The 17940-nt window shown below is 66.8% G+C and carries 16 protein-coding genes and 1 tRNA gene; 12 read left to right on the forward strand and 5 right to left on the reverse strand.

Translation table 11 applies throughout. The features are described 5' to 3' along the window. Window positions 1-209: 209 nt before the first annotated feature. Together AC50YM_RS17230 and AC50YM_RS17235 are read left to right on the forward strand one after the other, a co-directional pair. Complete coding sequence (locus AC50YM_RS17230; RefSeq protein WP_494958166.1) at window positions 210-1880, forward strand: ABC-F family ATP-binding cassette domain-containing protein; 1671 nt, start codon at window positions 210-212, stop codon at window positions 1878-1880. Further along, window positions 1877-3790 carry an ABC transporter ATP-binding protein gene (locus tag AC50YM_RS17235; protein WP_494958167.1) on the forward strand — a complete coding sequence of 638 codons (1914 nt, stop codon included), beginning with the start codon at window positions 1877-1879 and terminating at the stop codon, window positions 3788-3790. The genes AC50YM_RS17230 and AC50YM_RS17235 overlap by 4 nt, the downstream gene beginning before the upstream one ends. 45 nt (window positions 3791-3835) lie before the next feature. On the opposite strand, the gene AC50YM_RS17240 is transcribed toward AC50YM_RS17235, so the two are convergent. The 3 genes from AC50YM_RS17240 to AC50YM_RS17250 form a co-directional block, all read right to left on the reverse strand. Continuing rightward, on the reverse strand, window positions 3836-4240 hold the full coding sequence (locus AC50YM_RS17240) for an NUDIX hydrolase (RefSeq protein WP_494958168.1): 405 nt from the start codon (window positions 4238-4240) through the stop codon (window positions 3836-3838). Continuing rightward, a complete protein-coding gene (locus AC50YM_RS17245; protein ID WP_494958169.1) occupies window positions 4237-4734 on the reverse strand; it encodes a DUF6314 family protein in 498 nt (165 codons plus the stop codon). Before AC50YM_RS17245 ends, AC50YM_RS17240 begins: the two co-directional genes overlap by 4 nt. Before the next feature lies 1 nt (window position 4735). Continuing rightward, window positions 4736-4808 (reverse strand) — tRNA-Arg (locus AC50YM_RS17250). An 86-nt stretch (window positions 4809-4894) separates the two neighbouring features. On the opposite strand from AC50YM_RS17250, the gene AC50YM_RS17255 reads away from it, so the two are divergent. From AC50YM_RS17255 to AC50YM_RS17265, 3 genes are all read left to right on the forward strand, one after another. Continuing rightward, window positions 4895-5686 carry a DUF998 domain-containing protein gene (locus tag AC50YM_RS17255; protein WP_494958170.1) on the forward strand — a complete coding sequence of 264 codons (792 nt, stop codon included), beginning with the start codon at window positions 4895-4897 and terminating at the stop codon, window positions 5684-5686. 301 nt (window positions 5687-5987) lie between these two features. Further along, window positions 5988-6437 (forward strand): DUF7793 family protein, encoded by a 450-nt coding sequence (locus AC50YM_RS17260; protein ID WP_494958171.1) that lies wholly within the window; start codon window positions 5988-5990, stop codon window positions 6435-6437. Continuing rightward, entirely contained in the window at window positions 6427-7962 is a 1536-nt protein-coding gene (locus AC50YM_RS17265) for a putative bifunctional diguanylate cyclase/phosphodiesterase (protein ID WP_494958172.1), read from the forward strand. Before AC50YM_RS17260 ends, AC50YM_RS17265 begins: the two co-directional genes overlap by 11 nt. 96 nt (window positions 7963-8058) lie before the next feature. Here the strand turns inward: AC50YM_RS17265 and AC50YM_RS17270 are convergent, their stop codons facing one another. Further along, a complete protein-coding gene (locus AC50YM_RS17270; protein WP_494958173.1) occupies window positions 8059-8211 on the reverse strand; it encodes a hypothetical protein in 153 nt (50 codons plus the stop codon). A 210-nt stretch (window positions 8212-8421) separates the two neighbouring features. On the opposite strand from AC50YM_RS17270, the gene AC50YM_RS17275 reads away from it, so the two are divergent. Next, window positions 8422-9444: a hypothetical protein gene (locus AC50YM_RS17275; protein WP_494958174.1), complete on the forward strand. Its 1023-nt coding sequence runs from the start codon at window positions 8422-8424 to the stop codon at window positions 9442-9444. A gap of 110 nt (window positions 9445-9554) precedes the next feature. Here AC50YM_RS17275 and AC50YM_RS17280 read toward each other — a convergent pair whose 3' ends face one another. Beyond that, window positions 9555-10208, reverse strand: coding sequence for a hypothetical protein (locus tag AC50YM_RS17280; protein ID WP_494958175.1), 654 nt, complete (start codon window positions 10206-10208; stop codon window positions 9555-9557). A 125-nt stretch (window positions 10209-10333) separates the two neighbouring features. On the opposite strand from AC50YM_RS17280, the gene AC50YM_RS17285 reads away from it, so the two are divergent. The 6 genes from AC50YM_RS17285 (at window position 10334) to sucD (ending at window position 17759) form a co-directional block, all read left to right on the forward strand. Next, window positions 10334-11191: an inositol monophosphatase family protein gene (locus AC50YM_RS17285; RefSeq protein ID WP_494958176.1), complete on the forward strand. Its 858-nt coding sequence runs from the start codon at window positions 10334-10336 to the stop codon at window positions 11189-11191. Between the two features lie 166 nt (window positions 11192-11357). After that, window positions 11358-13874 (forward strand): DNA helicase PcrA, encoded by a 2517-nt coding sequence (gene pcrA, locus AC50YM_RS17290; protein ID WP_494958185.1) that lies wholly within the window; start codon window positions 11358-11360, stop codon window positions 13872-13874. A gap of 334 nt (window positions 13875-14208) precedes the next feature. After that, window positions 14209-14715, forward strand: coding sequence for a glycosyltransferase (locus AC50YM_RS17295; protein WP_494958177.1), 507 nt, complete (start codon window positions 14209-14211; stop codon window positions 14713-14715). A 27-nt stretch (window positions 14716-14742) separates the two neighbouring features. After that, window positions 14743-15450, forward strand: a complete 708-nt coding sequence (locus tag AC50YM_RS17300; protein ID WP_494958178.1) for a hypothetical protein — start codon at window positions 14743-14745, stop codon at window positions 15448-15450. 224 nt (window positions 15451-15674) lie between these two features. Then, window positions 15675-16844 (forward strand): ADP-forming succinate--CoA ligase subunit beta, encoded by a 1170-nt coding sequence (gene sucC, locus AC50YM_RS17305; RefSeq protein WP_494958179.1) that lies wholly within the window; start codon window positions 15675-15677, stop codon window positions 16842-16844. Between the two features lie 12 nt (window positions 16845-16856). Continuing rightward, entirely contained in the window at window positions 16857-17759 is a 903-nt protein-coding gene (gene sucD / locus AC50YM_RS17310) for a succinate--CoA ligase subunit alpha (RefSeq protein WP_494958180.1), read from the forward strand. The last annotated feature ends 181 nt before the right edge of the window (window positions 17760-17940 follow it).

Below are 17940 nucleotides of genomic sequence, written 5' to 3' on the forward strand. Positions count from 1 at the left end.
GTTTCTGAGGTTCGGTGAAGCGCCGGCTTCCTTGATTTTACGGGAGGTGCTGATTCAACTATGCTAAATGCTCGAACCCGTCGGTCCGTACACCCCCCAAGTCCGGACCGGCGGGTTCTTTCATGCCCGGCGTCCCCCGGCCGCCTGGCTTGCCCGCCGGCGGACCGTTTTGGGCCTCCGGTTTTGGGCCGCGGTGAGAGGATGGACTAATGACTGCAACCCTTGTTGCCAAGGACCTTACCGGTGGCCACGACCACCGCACCCTCTTCTCCAAACTCTCCCTGACCGTCGCGCCGGGGGACGTCGTCGGCGTCGTCGGCGCCAACGGCGCGGGCAAATCCACGCTGCTCCGGCTGCTCGCCGGCGTCGACGCGCCGCAGGAAGGAACCGTCAGCCTTTCCCCGGCAGACGCGTTTGTGGGCTGGCTTCCGCAGGAACACGAACGGATCGAGGGCGAAACGGTCGGCGGCTACATCGCGCGGCGCACCGGCTGCGCCCAGGCCACCCAGGATATGGAGTCCGCGGCCGAGGCTCTGGGCGTTGGCGCGCCGGGTTCCGACGACGACTATTCGCTCGCGTTCGACCGCTGGATGGCCTCCGGCGCCGCGGACCTGGAAGACCGCGTCCCGCCCGTACTGGCGGACCTGGGCCTCGAAATCGGCCAGGACGCCGACATGACTGGGCTCTCCGGCGGCCAGGCGGCCCGCGTGGCGCTGGCGGCGCTGCTGCTGAGCCGCTTCGACATTGTGCTGCTGGACGAACCCACCAACGACCTGGACCTCAACGGGCTGGCCAAACTCGAGGCGTTCGTGCAGGGCCTCCGCGGCGGCGTGGTGCTGGTGTCCCATGACCGGGAGTTCCTCGCCCGCTGCGTGACCACCATCGTGGAACTGGACCTTGCGCAAAACTCCGTGGCGGTCTACGACGGCGGCTACGAGGCCTATCTGGAAGAGCGGGCCGTGGCGCGCCGGCATGCCCGCGAACGGTATGAGGAGTTCGCCAACACCAAGGCCGATCTCGTCTCCCGGGCCCGGACCCAGCGCGAGTGGAGCTCCCAGGGCGTCCGCAACGCGATGAAGAAGAGCCCGGACAACGACAAGATCCGGCGCGCGGCCAGTACCGAGTCCTCCGAAAAGCAGGGCCAGAAGGTCCGCCAGATGGAATCCCGCATCGCCCGGCTTGAGGAGGTCGACGAACCACGCAAGGAATGGCAGCTGCAGTTCAGCATCGGGGCAGCCCCGCGTTCCAGCGCCGTTGTGGCGACGCTCCGCAACGCCGTGGTGCACCAGGGGGACTTCACGCTCGGACCGGTGAACCTGCAGCTCAACGCCGGGGAACGGATTGGCATCACCGGGCCCAACGGTGCGGGCAAGTCCACCCTGCTCCGCCTGCTGCTGGGCGCCCAGCGGCCCGATGCCGGCGACGCCTCGATGGGCGCATCGGTCGCCCTCGGTGAGATCGACCAGGCGCGCGGGCTGCTGGCCGGCGAGCTGAAACTGGGCGACGCCGTCGAAGCCGTGTTGACGGACCAGACCCCCGCGGAAGTCCGCACCCTGCTGGCCAAGTTCGGGCTTAAGGCCGACCACACATCCCGCCCGGTGGATTCGCTCTCGCCGGGGGAGCGGACCAGGGCTGCCCTGGCCCTGCTGCAGGCCCGCGGCGTGAACCTGCTGGTACTGGACGAACCCACCAACCATCTGGACCTGCCGGCGATCGAACAGCTCGAGGAAGCCCTCGAAAGCTACGAAGGCGCCCTGCTGCTGGTCACGCACGACCGCCGGCTGCTGGAAAACGTGCGCCTTGACGCGCGCTGGAACGTGGACAACGGCGTCGTCACCGAGCTCTTGGGCCATACCGCCCCGAAAGGCAACAAAAAATGAGCATGGACCGGGTAGCTTGGAGCTCCCTTTACAACATCACGCGCGCTTCGAGCGGCTCGAAGCCGTTCTCGAAGGAGACGCTCAAGCGGGTGTTCGGCTTCGCCCGCCCGCACAAGGGCAAGCTGATCGCCTTCGTCCTGCTATCTATCGTGATGGCCGTGCTGGCCGTCGCCACCCCGGTGCTCGCCGGCCAGGTGGTTGACGCGATCATCGCCGGTGCGGGCACCGACGTCGTGGTCTGGCTGGCCGTGCTGATTGCCATTGTGGCGGTCGCCGAGGCCGGACTGGGGCTGGTCACCCGCTGGCTGTCCTCCATCATCGGCGAAGGTGTGATCGTGGACCTGCGCACCAAGGTCTTCGACCACGTGCAGAAAATGCCGATCGCCTTCTTCACCCGCACCCGCACCGGGGCACTCGTGAGCCGGCTGAACAACGACGTGATCGGCGCGCAGTCGGCCTTTGCCGGAACCCTGTCCGGCGTCGTCAGCAACGTTGTGGCCCTCGCCCTGACCCTCGTGGTGATGATGGGCAAGTCCTGGCTGGTGACCGTGCTCGCCATGATCCTGCTGCCGATCTTCCTGATTCCGGCCCGCCGGATGGGCTCCAAACTTGCGGACCTGCGCCGCGAAGCGGCGGAGCACAACGCCTCCATGGGCACCCAGATGACAGAGCGCTTCTCCGCCCCCGGCGCGACCCTGGTGAAGCTCTTCGGCCGCCCCGACGAGGAATCCCGCGAATTCGCGGCCCGCGCCGGCCGCGTCCGGGACATCGGCGTGCGGACCGCGATGCTGCAGTTCACCTTCGTGACCGCCCTGACCCTGGTCTCGGCGCTGGCCCTCGCACTGGTCTACGGACTGGGCGGCTTCCTCGCGCTGCAGGGGCAGTTGGCCGCGGGCGACGTCGTCGTGCTGGCACTGCTGCTCACGCGCCTTTACGCGCCCCTCACCGCGCTTTCCAACGCCCGGGTCGAAATCATGAGCGCCCTGGTCAGCTTCGAACGCGTCTTCGAGATCCTGGACCTCAAGCCGCTCATCCAGCAGAAGCCTGACGCGGTGTCCTCGCCGGCCGGGCCGCTGTCCGTGGAGTTCGACGACGTGCGCTTCTCCTACCCAGCGGCCGACAAGGTCTCGCTGGCCTCCCTGGAGGACGTGTCCACACTCGACACCCGTGGCGGCGAAGAGGTGCTGCACGGCATCAGCTTCCGCGTGGAACCCGGCCAGACCGTCGCCCTGGTGGGCTCCTCGGGCGCCGGGAAGTCCACCATCGCGCAGCTGCTCTCGCGCCTGTACGACGTCGACTCCGGCGCCGTCCGCTTCGGCGGAAGCACGCCCGGGACCGACGTCGACGTCCGTGACCTGACCTTCGATTCGATGCGGCAGACCCTGGGCATGGTCACGCAGGACGGCCACCTGTTCCACGAGAGCATCGCCTCCAACCTGCGACTGGCCCGTCCGGAGGCCAGCGACGAGCTGATGTGGGACGTGCTGCGGCAGGCCCGGCTGGAAGACATGATCCGCTCCCTTCCGGACGGCCTGGATACCGTGGTGGGGGAGCGCGGCTACCGGCTGTCGGGCGGCGAACGCCAGCGGCTCACCATCGCCCGGCTGCTCATCGCGCAGCCGCGCGTCGTGATCCTGGACGAGGCCACCGCGGCCCTGGACTCGACCAATGAGGCCGCGGTCCAGGCGGCGCTGGGGGCGGCGCTCGAGGGCCGCACCGCCGTCGTGATCGCACACCGGCTCTCCACCATCCGGGCCGCGGACGCCATCCTGGTTGTGGAGGACGGCCGGATCGTCGAGCGCGGCACGCACACCGAATTGCTCGCCGCCGAGGGACGGTACGCCGAGCTGTACCGCACCCAGTTCAGCGAGGCCAGTGCCGTGGCCGAAGACGCCGTTCCGGGAATCTAGCCCGACTGGTCAGCCGGCCGGGCCTGGTCAGCCGGCCGGGCCTGGTCAGCCGGCATGGCCGGCGAGGGCGGGCAGGACGTGGTCGGTGAGCAACGGGGCGAGATCGTCCGGCAGCTCCCCGGCCAGGTCGAGCCAGCGGATCTCGACGATTTCGGCGGAGGGATGGGCCTGCCAGACTCCCGGGGCCGTGAAGACAGTGGCCTGGATCTGCGTGGCGGCCTCGTTGGCGGCGTCCGCGAACCAGATGCCCAGAAGTACCAGGTCGTCCGCTGCGAGGACGATCCCGACTTCTTCGGCCAGTTCCCGGGCGGCCGTCTGGGCTGCGGTCTCGCCCGCCTCGGGCTTCCCGCCGGGATGCATGAACTTGTCCGTGCCCCGTTTGCGGACGGTCAGGAGTCGTCCTGCCTCGTCGAAGACACAGACCGCGGAGACAACGATGAGCGGATTCATGCCGCGGAACCCGTGGCGCGGCGCAGGATCGACGTGAGCAGCTGGTCCTTGGCCGGCCCGGTGACAGCCCACTCGTAGCGGAATTCGTCCGGGCCGATCCGGGTGTAGTGCACGCGGTAGGTGTCAGGGTCGCACCAGTGCTGGTCCTGGCTGCTCTGCGGGCCGAAGCCGATGCGGTGGAACGGCCGGCCGTCCGGGAAGGACATGTCCATCGAGTCCGGTGCGCCGGCGGGGCGGAGCAGGTACTCCCGGCTGGCGGGAGCGGTGAACGGTGTGCCTACCGGTCCGCCGGGGACGGAGGCCCAGGAAACGGTGCCCTCTTCGCGGAGGCGGAGGCCGCCGTCGCCGGGTGTTTCGGTGAAGCGGACGACGCCGGTGAAGGTCCCGTGGGTGCCGGTGGACCGGTCGAGGAGGGTGCGTTGCACGGTCCAGTCGCCCTGCAGGTAGGCGCTGAGATCGAAATCCGGAGCGTCGTCCGGGGACTGGGGGTTCAAGTGCCCTCGATTGGAATCGAACCAACGACACCGGCTTTAGGAGAGCCGTGCTCTATCCACTGAGCTACGAGGGCGGGCGTCCCAGCTGGCCGGCCGCTGGCCGGCCCGTTCGGACACGGATATAAGCATACAAGGTGACAGGCCGTACTACGCTCTTGGCATGACCGCCCCCACTGGCCAGCCCTCCCAGGACATCATCTACATCCCGGACCTGCCGTCAACCAGGTTCTATGCGGGCGCGCTGGCTCTGCTCAGCGTGCTGCAGTATTTCGTGGCAGAGGCCGCCGTGATCGGAGCATGGGCGGGCACGGAGCCGTACAGCCGCCGGACCGGCTTCATCAGTGACCTGGGCGCCGTGGGCTGCGGAGTCTTCGACGGCCGGGACGTCTGCTCGCCGGCGCACGTGCTCATGAACGCCTCCTTCGTGGTCCAGGGGATCGGCATGATGGTGGGTGCGCTGCTGATCAGCGTGCCGGTGCTGTGTATGGCCGCAAAGCCCGGCGCACGGTTCACCCTGGTTCCGGGCGGACGGATCCCGTGGGCGACGGCGATCGCCGCGCGCGCGCTCACCGCCGCCGCCGGCCTCGGGACCGTCATCGTGGGGCTGGCTCCCGAGGACGCCGGCTCCGCGTGGCATGGGCTGGGCGCCATCCTGTACTTCGCGGCAGGGGCTCTGGCGCTGGTGCTGCTGGGCTGGCTCTGGCTGCGGCAGACACCGCTAAGCAGGTTCATCCTCGTGTGCGGAGTTGTGTCCCTCGGCGCCCTGATCGCCGGCGGCGTGACCGGCATGGGCGTGCCGGAGCCCGGCGCCCTGGAGCGGCTGATGGGATATCCCATCACGATCGGCACGTCCGCCGTCGGGCTGGTGGTCGCGCAGCGGGTGGGCAAGGAGCGCGCGGTCCGGCGGCTGGCCAGGGCGCGGGCGACGCCGGCGTCCCGCGGTGCCGTCTAAGGCAGGGCTCCTGGGCGGACGGGCAGATCAGTTCGGGGTGTCTTATGTCTCACGATCGACTGACCTTGGATTATCATGGGGGCATTCACCGGAACACTCCGGTGCGGCGTGCGCGACGTGACTCCCGCGCACGGCGGGTGGCCGACGTCGGAGTCCAATGGGGACGAATGTCTGATGAGCTAGGCTTGCGGCGCTTTAGGGCAGTGACTGCCTTGGCGGGCATGGGGGAGGGTGTTGTCGACGACGACGCCGGCCTGCCCCGCAATCCGGCTGTTCCGGCCCACCGCTGGACTGACTTCCGATGACGATCGATGCCTTGGCCGAACCGGGCGAACTGACCCCCGCAGAGCCTGCCGACACGGAAGATATTTTGTCGGTATCACGGACGCCCGCCGTGATCGGAGTTCGTCTGCGCGACGGCGGCATCATCGAGATCGAGCTTCCCGCCGACGCCGAAATTGAGGGACCCGAGGCCCGGGTGGCCGGAGCCGCAGTCAGGGCCCTGGCCAACGGCCGGCGCATGCCTGTGCTGCTGGTCATCACGGGGGTGGTGGGCATCAGCCCCGAAGCGCGGCACGTCTACAGCAGCTCTATTGCGGCGTCCGCGTTTGCCCTCGTGGGCGAAAGCCCCGTCGACCGTGTGATCGCGCATTATCTGTTGCGGTCGAAGACCGAGACCGTCCCGGCGCAGTTCTTTATGTCCGAAGCCGAGGCCATCGACTGGTTAGGGCCCTACGCCAGTGAAGACTGATCCGCCGGACCCCAGGCTGCACGCCCTCGTTGAAGGCATCGTCCGGATCGCCAGTGGTGACCTGACCACCCGGATTCCCCAGTCCGGGGCCAGGGACGACGTCGCGGCGGTCATCGCCGGAATCAACCTGATGGCGGATGACCTGCAGACCATTTACCAGGAACTCGAGGAACGCGTCGAAAGCCGGACGGCTATGCTGCGCGACGCCCAGGTCGAGCTGGAGCGGATGGCGTTGACCGACCCGCTGACTCAACTGGCCAACCGGACGGCGCTGAACTCGGTGCTGGGCCACGCGCTCGCGGAGACGACCCGGGGAGAACTGCCGCCGGCACTGCTGGTCCTTGACCTCGACTCGTTCAAGGGCATCAACGACACCCTGGGCCATAGCGCCGGTGACGATGTCCTCCGGGTGATCTCGCGGCGGCTGCAGCAGGCCGTCCGCGAGACGGACACGGTCGCACGCCTCGGCGGCGACGAATTCGCGGTGATGCTGCCGAAGTCCAATCTGGTCAGGGCCCGGCGGGTCGCCAACAGGATCCTCAAGTCCCTCGGCGAGAGCCTGGAAATCGGGGACCTCCGGATTACCTGCGGTACGAGCATCGGGCTGCGGGTCGCGGAACCCGGACAGTCCGTCGACGATCTGGTCATGGAGGCAGATACCGCGATGTACGCCGCCAAAGCCCAGCCGCACAGCAGCATCAAGGTGTTCGAACCGGCGCTGCTCTATGCCCGCAGGCTGCAGAGCGTGCTGATCACCGAACTGCGCGAGGCGATCCACCAGGACCAGCTCACCCTGCATTACCAGCCCGTGGTGGACCTTGCCACCGGCCGGATTGAAGGTGTGGAAGCGCTGGTGCGCTGGAACCACCCGGAGCGTGGCCTCCTGATGCCCGATTCCTTCATCCCCCTGGCCGAAGAGACCGGGATGATCGTGGACCTGGGCCACTGGGTCCTGCAGAACGCCGTGCGCCAACTGCGGCGCTGGCAGCAGGAGCTGAACGTGGACGACAAGTTCAACGTCCGCGTCAACATCTCAACGACCGAATTGCAGAACCTCGACCTGATCGACCACGTCCGCGACATCCTCCAGGAAACCGGGGTGGACGCAGCCAACCTCATCGTCGAACTCACGGAGTCGATGGCCATCAACGGCGGGGATGTGGACAAGTATTCACTGAGCGGGCTGCGGCGCCTGGGCGTGCAGCTCGAAATCGATGACTTCGGCACCGGATATTCATCGATCAGCTACCTGCGGCAGCTGCCGGTCAACGTGGTCAAGATCGACAAGAGCCTGATCGCCGGGCTGGGAACAGATGAGGAACAGAGCAACTTCGTCGCTGCGGTGCTGCACCTCATCCACGCCTGCGGGCTCACAGCCGTTGCCGAAGGCATCGAGACGGCGGAGCAGGCAGCCGAACTCCTCCGGCTGGGCTGCGCAAGCGGCCAGGGCTATTACTTCAGCCGGCCCGTGCCGGCCGCGCAGGTCGAGGCCCTGATCGGGCCGGGAGCCCGCGGCTCCGAGTAGCTGAGGCGGGCGTTTGCGTCCGGAGCAAATCGTCCGATTAAGACAAAGGCGGGCAACGGACGTGGAGTCCGGTGCCCGCCTGGAACGCTGCTCTGCTTAGTAGCGCGGAGTGGAGTTAGGCCACCAGTACACGGCCGAGATTGCGCCCTGGCCGGAGTTTTCGCCGCTGGCAGAGATTGCCGAGGTTGCGGAAAGACCGGCAGCGGCCAGCGCACCGGCAACGAGGAGTGTTGCAAGGGTTTTCTTCATTGAGTGCTCCTGATACGTAAGTGGCTGATGTTTCTCATGTGGTGCTGGTTCAGTATAGGGGTATTCAACACGCCGTGACGGAACAATCTTCGTGACTCGTCCTTTAATATGTTATCCGCGCGAAGCTGAGGACTTCCTGCGCTAAAACTGTGCAGCCGCTGCTTTTGCGGCGTGTCCCGATCTGCTTCTGCGGCAACGGATAATGGAGACATGCCATTGCACTCCGCTTCGCCGTTATACGCTGCCGCAGAATTGCGCGCATACGAGCTCCGGACCAATCACGATTTCGTTCAGGCAGCCCGCAGCGCACATGAAGCGGCTGAAATTGCCCGCATTGACGGGGACCTGGAATCCTGGTGGAACATGACATTCGTGCAAGCCGAGAATCTCTTGGATGCCGAGGAGTTTGAGGCCTGCGCAGCACTCGCCGCAGACCTCATTGGTGGCCAAGACGCAACGATGGAGCCACAGGCCAGGGCGCTGACCTACATTCTGGTCGCCAAAGCAAGACAGGGTGCAGGCTTGCTGGAAGAGGCGGCGGAAGCCGCCCGGGCAGCTTCCGAACTCGTAACAGACGAAGACGTCGAGATCCTCGTCAAAGCGCATCAGGCCCTGATCGCAGCCCTGGCAGACAGCGGAAGGCTGGAGGAGGCCTGGATCGAGTGTCTAGCCCTGGCAGACGCGGTTTCTACCGAAGTCGATGACCAACTGATCGGCAAGGTTTACTGGGTGATCGGCAATGTTGCGTTCCTCTGCAACAAGGTCCAGGAGGGGCTTGAATATCACGAGCTCGCAGCGGCGACGTTTTCTCCGGCAAGGAACCTTGACGTTTGGGCAAAGTTCAACAGGGCCTCGGCCGCCATGCGGCTCGCGGCCGAAATCGCGGATAACGACACCCTGCGGTGCATTGAACGGGCAGAACTGGCCACCGACGTTGTCGGCGGAAGCGTTAGCGACCTGGTGCTGCTCAGGCTCAACCGCGGGCACTGGAAGTTTCTTGCAGGCGAGGTGGCAGAAGCTATACCGATACTTGAAGGCATCAGCAATGAGGTGGACAACACCGGGCCCCAGATTCTCGGCGAGGCGTGCCTGCTCTTGGGAAGGGCCAGGGCCGCTATGGGCGACCACTCTGCCGCCCAAGAGCAACTTCTGAAGGCGGCGGAGCACTTCGAGATAGCCGGCGCTCAGCAGCGTGCGGAACAGGCTCGCGAGTACCTCGCCAACGAGGCGTGAGCCCGGCCGGTTAGGCGGTCCAACGGTTCCCGTAGTGGGCCCCGGTGTGGGACATGCCCTCCGGGTTCCGCGAAGGTTGGACACAATGCCACTATGTCCAGTGGCCGCGCTTAGGACTGGGCATGTCCCGAGGCGGGAGGAACGGCGGCGGCAGGCTTGCGGCCCAGGAACACTGAGGTGATTCCAACCAGCAGGCTCAGGACCAGCAGCACCCAGCCGGCGACGGTGAGTCCCGATGCCAGGGCAACCTGGCCGGCGTCGACCGCGTCGGCGGACATCATCGAGTCAATCGTGGCATTGCCCCACAGCTTCACGGCTGCGTAAAGCAGGGGCACGGCCCACAGTGCCCAGCGCAGTCCTTTCCGAGCCACGTTCGTGCCGATCAGCAGCAGCCAGGTGAAACCGAAGATCAGTGGAAAGAGCATGCCTGCCGTCTTGTGGACGTAGTTGAGCTGCCCGCGGGCATCCTCGTCCATAGCGGCCCGCAGGCCCTCCACGAAGCTTTGGTCGAACCCCCCGATCAGGGAGTCCGGCATGGCCATGCCCCCGCTGAGCTGCGTGAGCTGGTTCAGGGTGAGCAGGTGCAGGTACCAGAACAGGAACAGACTGGCCACGACCCCGGCAATCAGGATCAGATTGCTGTTGTTCTGCGCCTTCTTCGGGGTCCGCGTGGTGCTCGGGTTGATCACCGACGGCAGGTGGTGCTGAGGGACGGTCGCGTTGGAGCCGTGCTTCTTGATTCGCTGTGCGGGTGTCTTGGCCATGGCTCCATTATGGCCCGGCCGCCCGGGCAGCGGACGCCGGCCGCCACCCAGGCCGCCAGCGCCTGCCTGCCCGCCGGGTACCTGCCGCCTGTTCACTGCCGGCGGGCGCCGATAGGCTGGAGCGCGTGACTGAACTTGGAAAACACCGGCTCGGCCGGCACAGCACCGCCGAACTCAACCCCGCCCTGGATGATTACCAGCTCGCCGAGGCGCTCGTGCGCGAGGCCGGGACCCTGGCGCTCCTTATGCGCCAGGCCGGGCTGGAGGGCCGGCAAAAAACCTCGGTGTCCGATGTCGTCACTGCCGCTGACCACGCCGCCGAGGCGTACGTGCTGGAACAGCTCCAGCGCTGCCGCCCGGACGACGGCATCCTCGGCGAAGAAGGTTCTTCCGTGACGGGCACCAGCGGCAGGACCTGGGTAATCGACCCGGTCGACGGCACCTACAACTTCCTGCACGGCTCCACCTACTGGTGCTCCGCCATTGCCCTCAAGGACTCCTCCGGGGTGCTGCTCGGCGCGATCTTCCAGCCGGAGGAGGACAAGCTCTGGCTCGGCGGAACGGACCGTCCGGCCAGCCTCAACGGTGAACGGCTGACCACATTCCGACCCGATGGAGTCGCGGGCCCCAGCCGCTCGGACATCCCCTTGTCCGAGCTCGGCGCCGCGACCTACATCCACCCCAGCTGGCTTGCCGACCCGATGTGCGCGATGCCGTGGCACGCGGCCGCGACCGCCGCCGCCGCGCTGCGGATGTTCGGCTCGGGCTCCTGCGACCTCAGCCGCGTGGCCGACGGCGAACTGGGCTGCTGGTTCCAGCACAGTTGCCCGGAGTGGGACTGGCTGCCCGGCCAGGCGATCGTCCTCGCGGCCGGCGGGGCGGCCGACGTCGTCCGGGTCAACGGATTGGACTGGTTCATGGCCGGAGGTACGACGGCGGTCCGGCAGCTCCGTGCCGCGCTCGAATCCGGCTCCGCGGGGTAGCCCCCGGCGCACAACGCCCCCCGCCGCCGCGGGACATGCTCCTTGTTGGCCGCGGGGAATGGGCATAGTGGCACTATGCCCACTGGCCGCGGACAGGGGAGGGCATGTCCTGCGGGGGCGGCGGCCGGTGTCAGCGGCACCGCCTAGACTTGTTAACACCATGGATATGTTGTTTGACCCTTACGCCGCCGGACCCTTACAAGCTGCTTCGAAGACGGCGGTGCGCACGAAAACGCCCGCGGGAACCGGTATGGCGGCCGTGAACTCAGCCGGCGGTCTCGGGACTCATGGCAGCCCCGGGCACAGCCCCGCCGGGGACCAGGACCATCCGCAGCTGCCCGGCCCGGCGGAACTCCTCGAGGGGTTGAACCCGCAGCAGGAAGAAGCCGTCAAGCACGCCGGCAGTGCCCTGCTGATTGTCGCCGGTGCGGGCTCAGGCAAGACCCGAGTGCTCAGTAACCGGATCGCCTACCTGATCGCCACGCGGCGCGCGCACCACGGCGAGATCCTGGCCATCACCTTCACCAACAAGGCTGCCGCTGAAATGCGGGAGCGGGTCGAAGCCCTGGTCGGCGGGCGGGCGAAGACCATGTGGGTCTCCACTTTCCACTCCTCCTGCGTCCGGATCCTGCGCCGCGAAGCCAAGAATGTCGGCCTGAACTCCAACTTTTCCATCTACGATTCCGCCGACTCGCTGCGCCTGATCAACCTCGTGTCCAAGACCCTGGACTTGGACCCGAAGCGGTTCGCCCCCAAAGCCATCCAGCACAAGATTTCGGCGCTCAAAAACGAACTGATCGACGCTGACAGCTACTCCTCCAGCGCCAACCACAACGACCCCTTCGAGCAGGCCGTCGCCGAGGTCTTCAAGGGCTACACGCAGCGGCTGCACCAGGCCAACGCCATGGACTTCGATGACCTGATCGCCGAGACGGTCTACATGTTCCGGGCGTTTCCGGCGCTCGCCGATTCCTACCGGCGCCGCTTCCGGCACGTCCTCGTTGACGAGTACCAGGACACCAACCACGCCCAGTACGCCCTCGTGCGGGAGATCGTCGGCGAGGGCCCCGGCGCCGCCGAGCTGACCGTCGTCGGCGACTCTGACCAGTCCATCTACGCCTTCCGCGGCGCCGACATCCGCAACATCGTGGAGTTCGAGAAGGACTACCCGGACGCCCGCACCATCAAGCTCGAGCAGAACTACCGTTCCACCCAGACAATCCTCAGCGCCGCCAACTCGGTCATTTCCCGCAACCCCAACCGGCCGGAGAAGCGGTTGTGGACGGCGGAGGGCGACGGCGAGAAGATTGTCGGCTATGTCGGCGAGAACGAACACGACGAAGCCCAGTTCATCGCCAAGGAAATCGACCGGCTGCAGGACGAGGGTGACCTCCGCCCCGGCGACGTCGCCATCTTCTACCGCACCAACGCGCAGTCCCGCTCGATCGAGGATGTCCTGGTCCGCGTCGGACTGCCGTACAAGGTGGTCGGCGGGACCCGCTTCTACGAGCGCAAGGAAATCAAGGACGCGCTGGCCTACCTGCGGGTCCTGGTCAACCCGGACGACGACGTCAACCTCCGCCGCATCCTCAACGAGCCCAAACGCGGCATCGGGGACCGGGCCGAGGGTGCCGTCGCGTCCCTCGCGCAGCGCGACCGGATCTCGTTTATGGCCGCGGCCCGCCGCGCCGACGAGGCCCCCGGCATGGCCACCCGGTCGGTCAACGCGGTCCAGGGCTTCGTGAAGCTGCTTGACGACCTCGCCGAGGTGGCCTCCGGCTCGGGCGCTTCGGCCGCCCTGGAAGCGGTTCTGGAACAGACCGGCTACCTCGCAACCCTCCGCTCCAGCACCGATCCGCAGGACGAGTCCCGGGTGGAGAACCTCGCGGAACTGGTCGCCGTCGTGCGTGAATACGAGCGTGACAACCCGGAGGGATCGCTCGGAGCCTTCCTGGAAGGCGTCTCCCTCGTGGCCGACGCCGACCAGATCCCGGACGCCCCGGCGGGATCCCCGGACCAGCTCGCGGCCGCCGTCGCCGAAGCCAAACGGCTCGGCGTCGTCACCCTGATGACCCTGCACACCGCCAAAGGACTGGAATTCCCGGTGGTGTTCCTGACCGGAATGGAACACGGGCTGTTCCCGCACCAGCGCTCGGCCACCGACCCGAAGGAACTGGCCGAGGAACGCCGGCTTGCCTACGTCGGCCTGACCCGGGCGCGGAAGCGCCTGTACCTGACCCGCTCCGAGGTCCGCAGCATGTGGGGCCAGAGCCAGTACAACCCCGCCAGCCAGTTCATCGAGGAAATCCCGGCCGAACTGGTCGAATGGAAGCGCGAAGGCTCCACCCGCCAGACCGGCGGCTGGGGGAACGGCTCCTCTATCGGCTCCAGCCGCTACGGCGGATCCTTCTGGGGGGCCGGCACCGCGCGCGGCACCGAGGCCAGCCCGTCCGCCGGCTTCAACGCCGATGTTCCGGCGGCCATCGCCAAGAACCGGGTGCAGCCGCAGAAGGAGATCGTCGCCGTCAGTGTGGGCGACAAGGTCAACCACACTAGCTTTGGCAACGGCACCGTGCTGGCCGTCGAGGGTGCAGGGGACAAGACGGTGGCGAAGGTGAAATTCAATGTCGGCGAGAAGCGGCTCCTGCTCCGCTACGCCCCGCTGACCAAGCTCGACGCCTAGGCGGCCCGACCGGCCGGCAGCGTCCGGCGGCTGGTCCGGAGCAGTTTTGCCGCGCGGAATCGGCCAGGGACCTGCCCGGAATCATTGTGCCGCGGACCCCACCCGCCTACAGTCTGAGCATCGGGGCGCCGGCAGTCGGAATTTCCGTTCCGCGGCGCCGCTGGACTTCCCGCGGCGGAACCTGAATCCCAAAGTCCACTACGTCGGCGCCCTGCTCCCGCACCGGGCGGGAGCCGGTACGGAAGCGGACGCCGCCACTGTTCCGGCGGCGGACCCACTGCAGCCGATACCGGACAGGAGCTACCGCCGGACCGTCGTCGTCACCCAGGGAACGGTGGACAACAGGGACCCGGCGAAGCTGATGATCCCTACCATCGAGGCGCTGAAGGACACGGATTCCCGCATCATCGTGGCCACCGGCGGCATGGGCACGGAGGAACTGCGACGGCGGTATCCGCAGCCCAATGTTGTGGTCGGGGACTACATCGACTTCGCCCGGGTCTTCCCGTCCACGGACGTTTTCGTCACCAACGGTGGATTCGGCGGAGTGCTGCTGAGCCTGTCCCACGGCGTCCCGCTCGTAACGGCCGGCCTGAACGAGGGCAAAAACGACGTCAACGCCCGGGTGGAATATGCCCGGGTCGGGGTGAACCTGAAGACCGAAACGCCCAGCAGCGCTGCGATCCGCTCCGCCGTCGACACCGTGCTGGGGGATCCGTCCTGGCGCGCACGGGCGGAGGCGATGCGCGGACAGTTCGAAGCGACGGACAGCGTCGGCGCCGCCGTCGAGGTGGTCAAAGCCGCCGTCGCCTCCGGCGGGACACCGGCCGCCGGACGCTGACGGCGGCCAGCCAGCCGTACGGGCATAATGGAGCCCATGCGACGGACACTTCTGGGGATCCTGGCCGCCCTCCTTCTGCTGGGGTCCACGGCGTGCACCGTCACGCAAAAAGACGCGGGCTACGTTCCGCCCGCGCCGCTGCCGGCCCTGGAACAGCTCACCCGGGCACCCCTGGCGGATGCGGCAAAGTACGCGGCGGGCCAGGACCTGCTCAGCTTCGTCACCGCGGACCGGAACGTGGTCTGCTCGCTGACCTCGGCACGGGGCAGGCACGTGAACCTTCCCTATGAGCAAAACGGCTATTCGGACTCCGCCAACAACAAACTGGCGACCGTTCCGGTGGCTCACTGCGGCCTGGCGGTCTACCCGGCACCCGCAGCGAAGGACGCAGCGGATGACTGCGGGGGCACCGGTCTTGGCTACCTCGGCGGTGCCGCGCTGCTCACCCCGGAGAGCGCCAGCTACGGCGAGTGCCGCTCCGGCGTCACACAGCAGGAGGCCGAATTCGGACCCAAGGGGACCCGTTCAGGCCCGATTTCGCAGCTGCCCGTCCTCGAGGAGGGCCAGAACCTGGAGCGCAACGGCCTGCGCTGCTCGGCCTACAACGGTGGGGTCGCCTGCGGAAACGTCTCCGCCGGCGTCGCTTTCTTTGTCTCGCGCGACCATTACGAACTGATCTCGGACGCCGGTAAACAGGCCTCCCAGACGCCGTCGGAAGCCCCAAAAACCCCGTAATCTAGCCGTTTTTCTACGCACAATAGAATAGTGTCCTTACTCACATTACGGGTAGTCTGGAACGGGCCGGTCTCAAGAAAGGGCTAGAGTTCCGAGAGGAGCATTGCGCCGTGTGGCTCGTTTCCAAGCTAGTTGCAGGGTGCGTTTATTCCGCAGCCCGGTAACCGCGATAACGCGGGGTCCGGCTGTACAGAAACTACTTCGACGTAGAAGGACACTAAACCGTGGACCTGTTTGAATACCAGGCGCGCGATATGTTCGAGGCGCACGGTGTACCCGTGCTTGCTGGCATCGTGGCGCACACCCCTGAAGAAGCAAAGGCAGCTGCCGAGAAAATCGGCGGCGTAACGGTCGTCAAGGCTCAGGTCAAGGCCGGAGGCCGCGGCAAGGCCGGCGGCGTCAAGGTCGCCAAGACCGCTGACGAGGCGTTTGAACACTCCACCAACATTCTCGGCATGGACATCAAGGGTCACACCGTCCACCGCGTGATGATTGCCCAGGGTGCGGACATCGCCGAGGAATACTACTTCTCCGTCCTTTTGGACCGGGCCAACCGCAACTACCTGGCCATGTGCTCGGTAGAAGGCGGCATGGAAATCGAGCAGCTCGCCGTTGAGCGCCCCGAAGCCCTGGCCAAGATCGCCATCGACCCGGCCGTCGGCATCGACCAGGCCAAGGCCGACGAAATCGTCGCCGCTGCAGGCTTCGCCGAGGAACTGCGCGGCAAGGTCGCCAGCGTCATCCTGAAGCTTTGGGACGTTTTCAAGAAGGAAGACGCCACCCTGGTGGAGGTCAACCCGCTGGTCCTGACCGGCGCCGGTGACATCGTTGCCCTCGACGGCAAGGTCTCCCTCGACGAGAACGCCGGCTTCCGCCACCCGAAGCACGCCAGCCTTGAAGACAAGGATGCTGCCGACCCGCTCGAGGCCAAGGCCAAGGCGCAGGACCTCAACTACGTCAAGCTGGACGGCTCCGTAGGCATCATCGGCAACGGTGCAGGCCTGGTCATGTCCACCCTCGACGTCGTTGCTTACGCCGGCGAGAACCACGGCAACGTCAAGCCCGCCAACTTCCTGGACATCGGCGGTGGAGCATCCGCCGAGATCATGGCAGCAGGCCTCGACGTCATCCTGGGCGACCCGCAGGTCAAGTCCGTCTTCGTCAACGTCTTCGGCGGCATCACCGCCTGTGACGCCGTCGCCAAGGGCATCGTCGGTGCACTGGCCGAGCTGGGCCACTCCGCGAACAAGCCGCTGGTAGTCCGCCTCGACGGCAACAACGTAGAGGAAGGCCGCCGCATCCTGGCCGAGGCCAACCACCCGTTGGTTACCCTGGCCGCCACCATGGACGAGGGCGCCGACAAGGCCGCCGAGCTCGCCAACGCAGCGAAGTAAAGGGACCCGACTATGTCTATTTATCTGAACAAGGACTCCAAGGTCATCGTCCAGGGCATCACCGGCGGCGAAGGCACCAAGCACACCGCCCTGATGCTGAAGGCCGGCACCAACGTCGTCGGCGGCGTCAACGCCCGCAAGGCCGGGACCACCGTCCTGCACGGCGACGCCGAGATCACCGTCTTCGGCACCGTCAAGGAAGCCATGGCCGAGACCGGCGCTGACGTCTCCATCGTCTTCGTGCCGCCGGCGTTCACCAAGGACGCCGTCGTTGAAGCCATCGAGGCCGGCATCGGCCTCGTCGTTGTCATCACCGAGGGCGTGCCCGTCCAGGACTCAGCCGAGTTCTGGGCACTGGCCCAGTCCAAGGTCGACGCCAACGGCAAGCAGGTCACCCGCATCATCGGACCGAACTGCCCCGGCATCATCACTCCCGGTGAGGCCCTCGTCGGCATCACCCCGAACAACATCACCGGCAAGGGCCCCATCGGCCTGGTCTCCAAGTCAGGCACCCTGACCTACCAGATGATGTACGAACTCCGCGACCTGGGCTTCTCCACCGCCATCGGCATCGGCGGGGACCCGGTCATCGGCACCACCCACATCGATGCGCTCGAAGCGTTCGAGGCCGATCCGGAAACCAAGGCGATCGTCATGATCGGCGAAATCGGCGGCGACGCCGAAGAGCGTGCCGCCGACTACATCAAGGCACACGTCACGAAGCCGGTTGTCGGCTACGTGGCCGGCTTCACCGCTCCGGAAGGCAAGACCATGGGCCACGCCGGCGCCATCGTCTCGGGTTCCGCGGGCACCGCCCAGGCCAAGAAGGAAGCCCTCGAGGCTGCCGGTGTCAAGGTCGGCAAGACGCCGTCCGAGACCGCCAAGCTCCTGCGCGAAGTCTTCGCCACCCTCTAGGCACCAAGCACCAAGGCACCAACCACAACGCGGGGTCACCTACGGCCCATCCCACACCCCGGGATGGGCCAGAAGTGACCCCGCGTTGCTGTTTAAGTACGACGGCGGGAGGACCCCCTCCCCCGGAGGGAGGCCCTTCGCCCTCTTCCCGGCCTTCTCTTATGGCGCACACCATGCACAC

The organism is Pseudarthrobacter sp. RHLT1-30-1 (assembly GCF_059383415.1).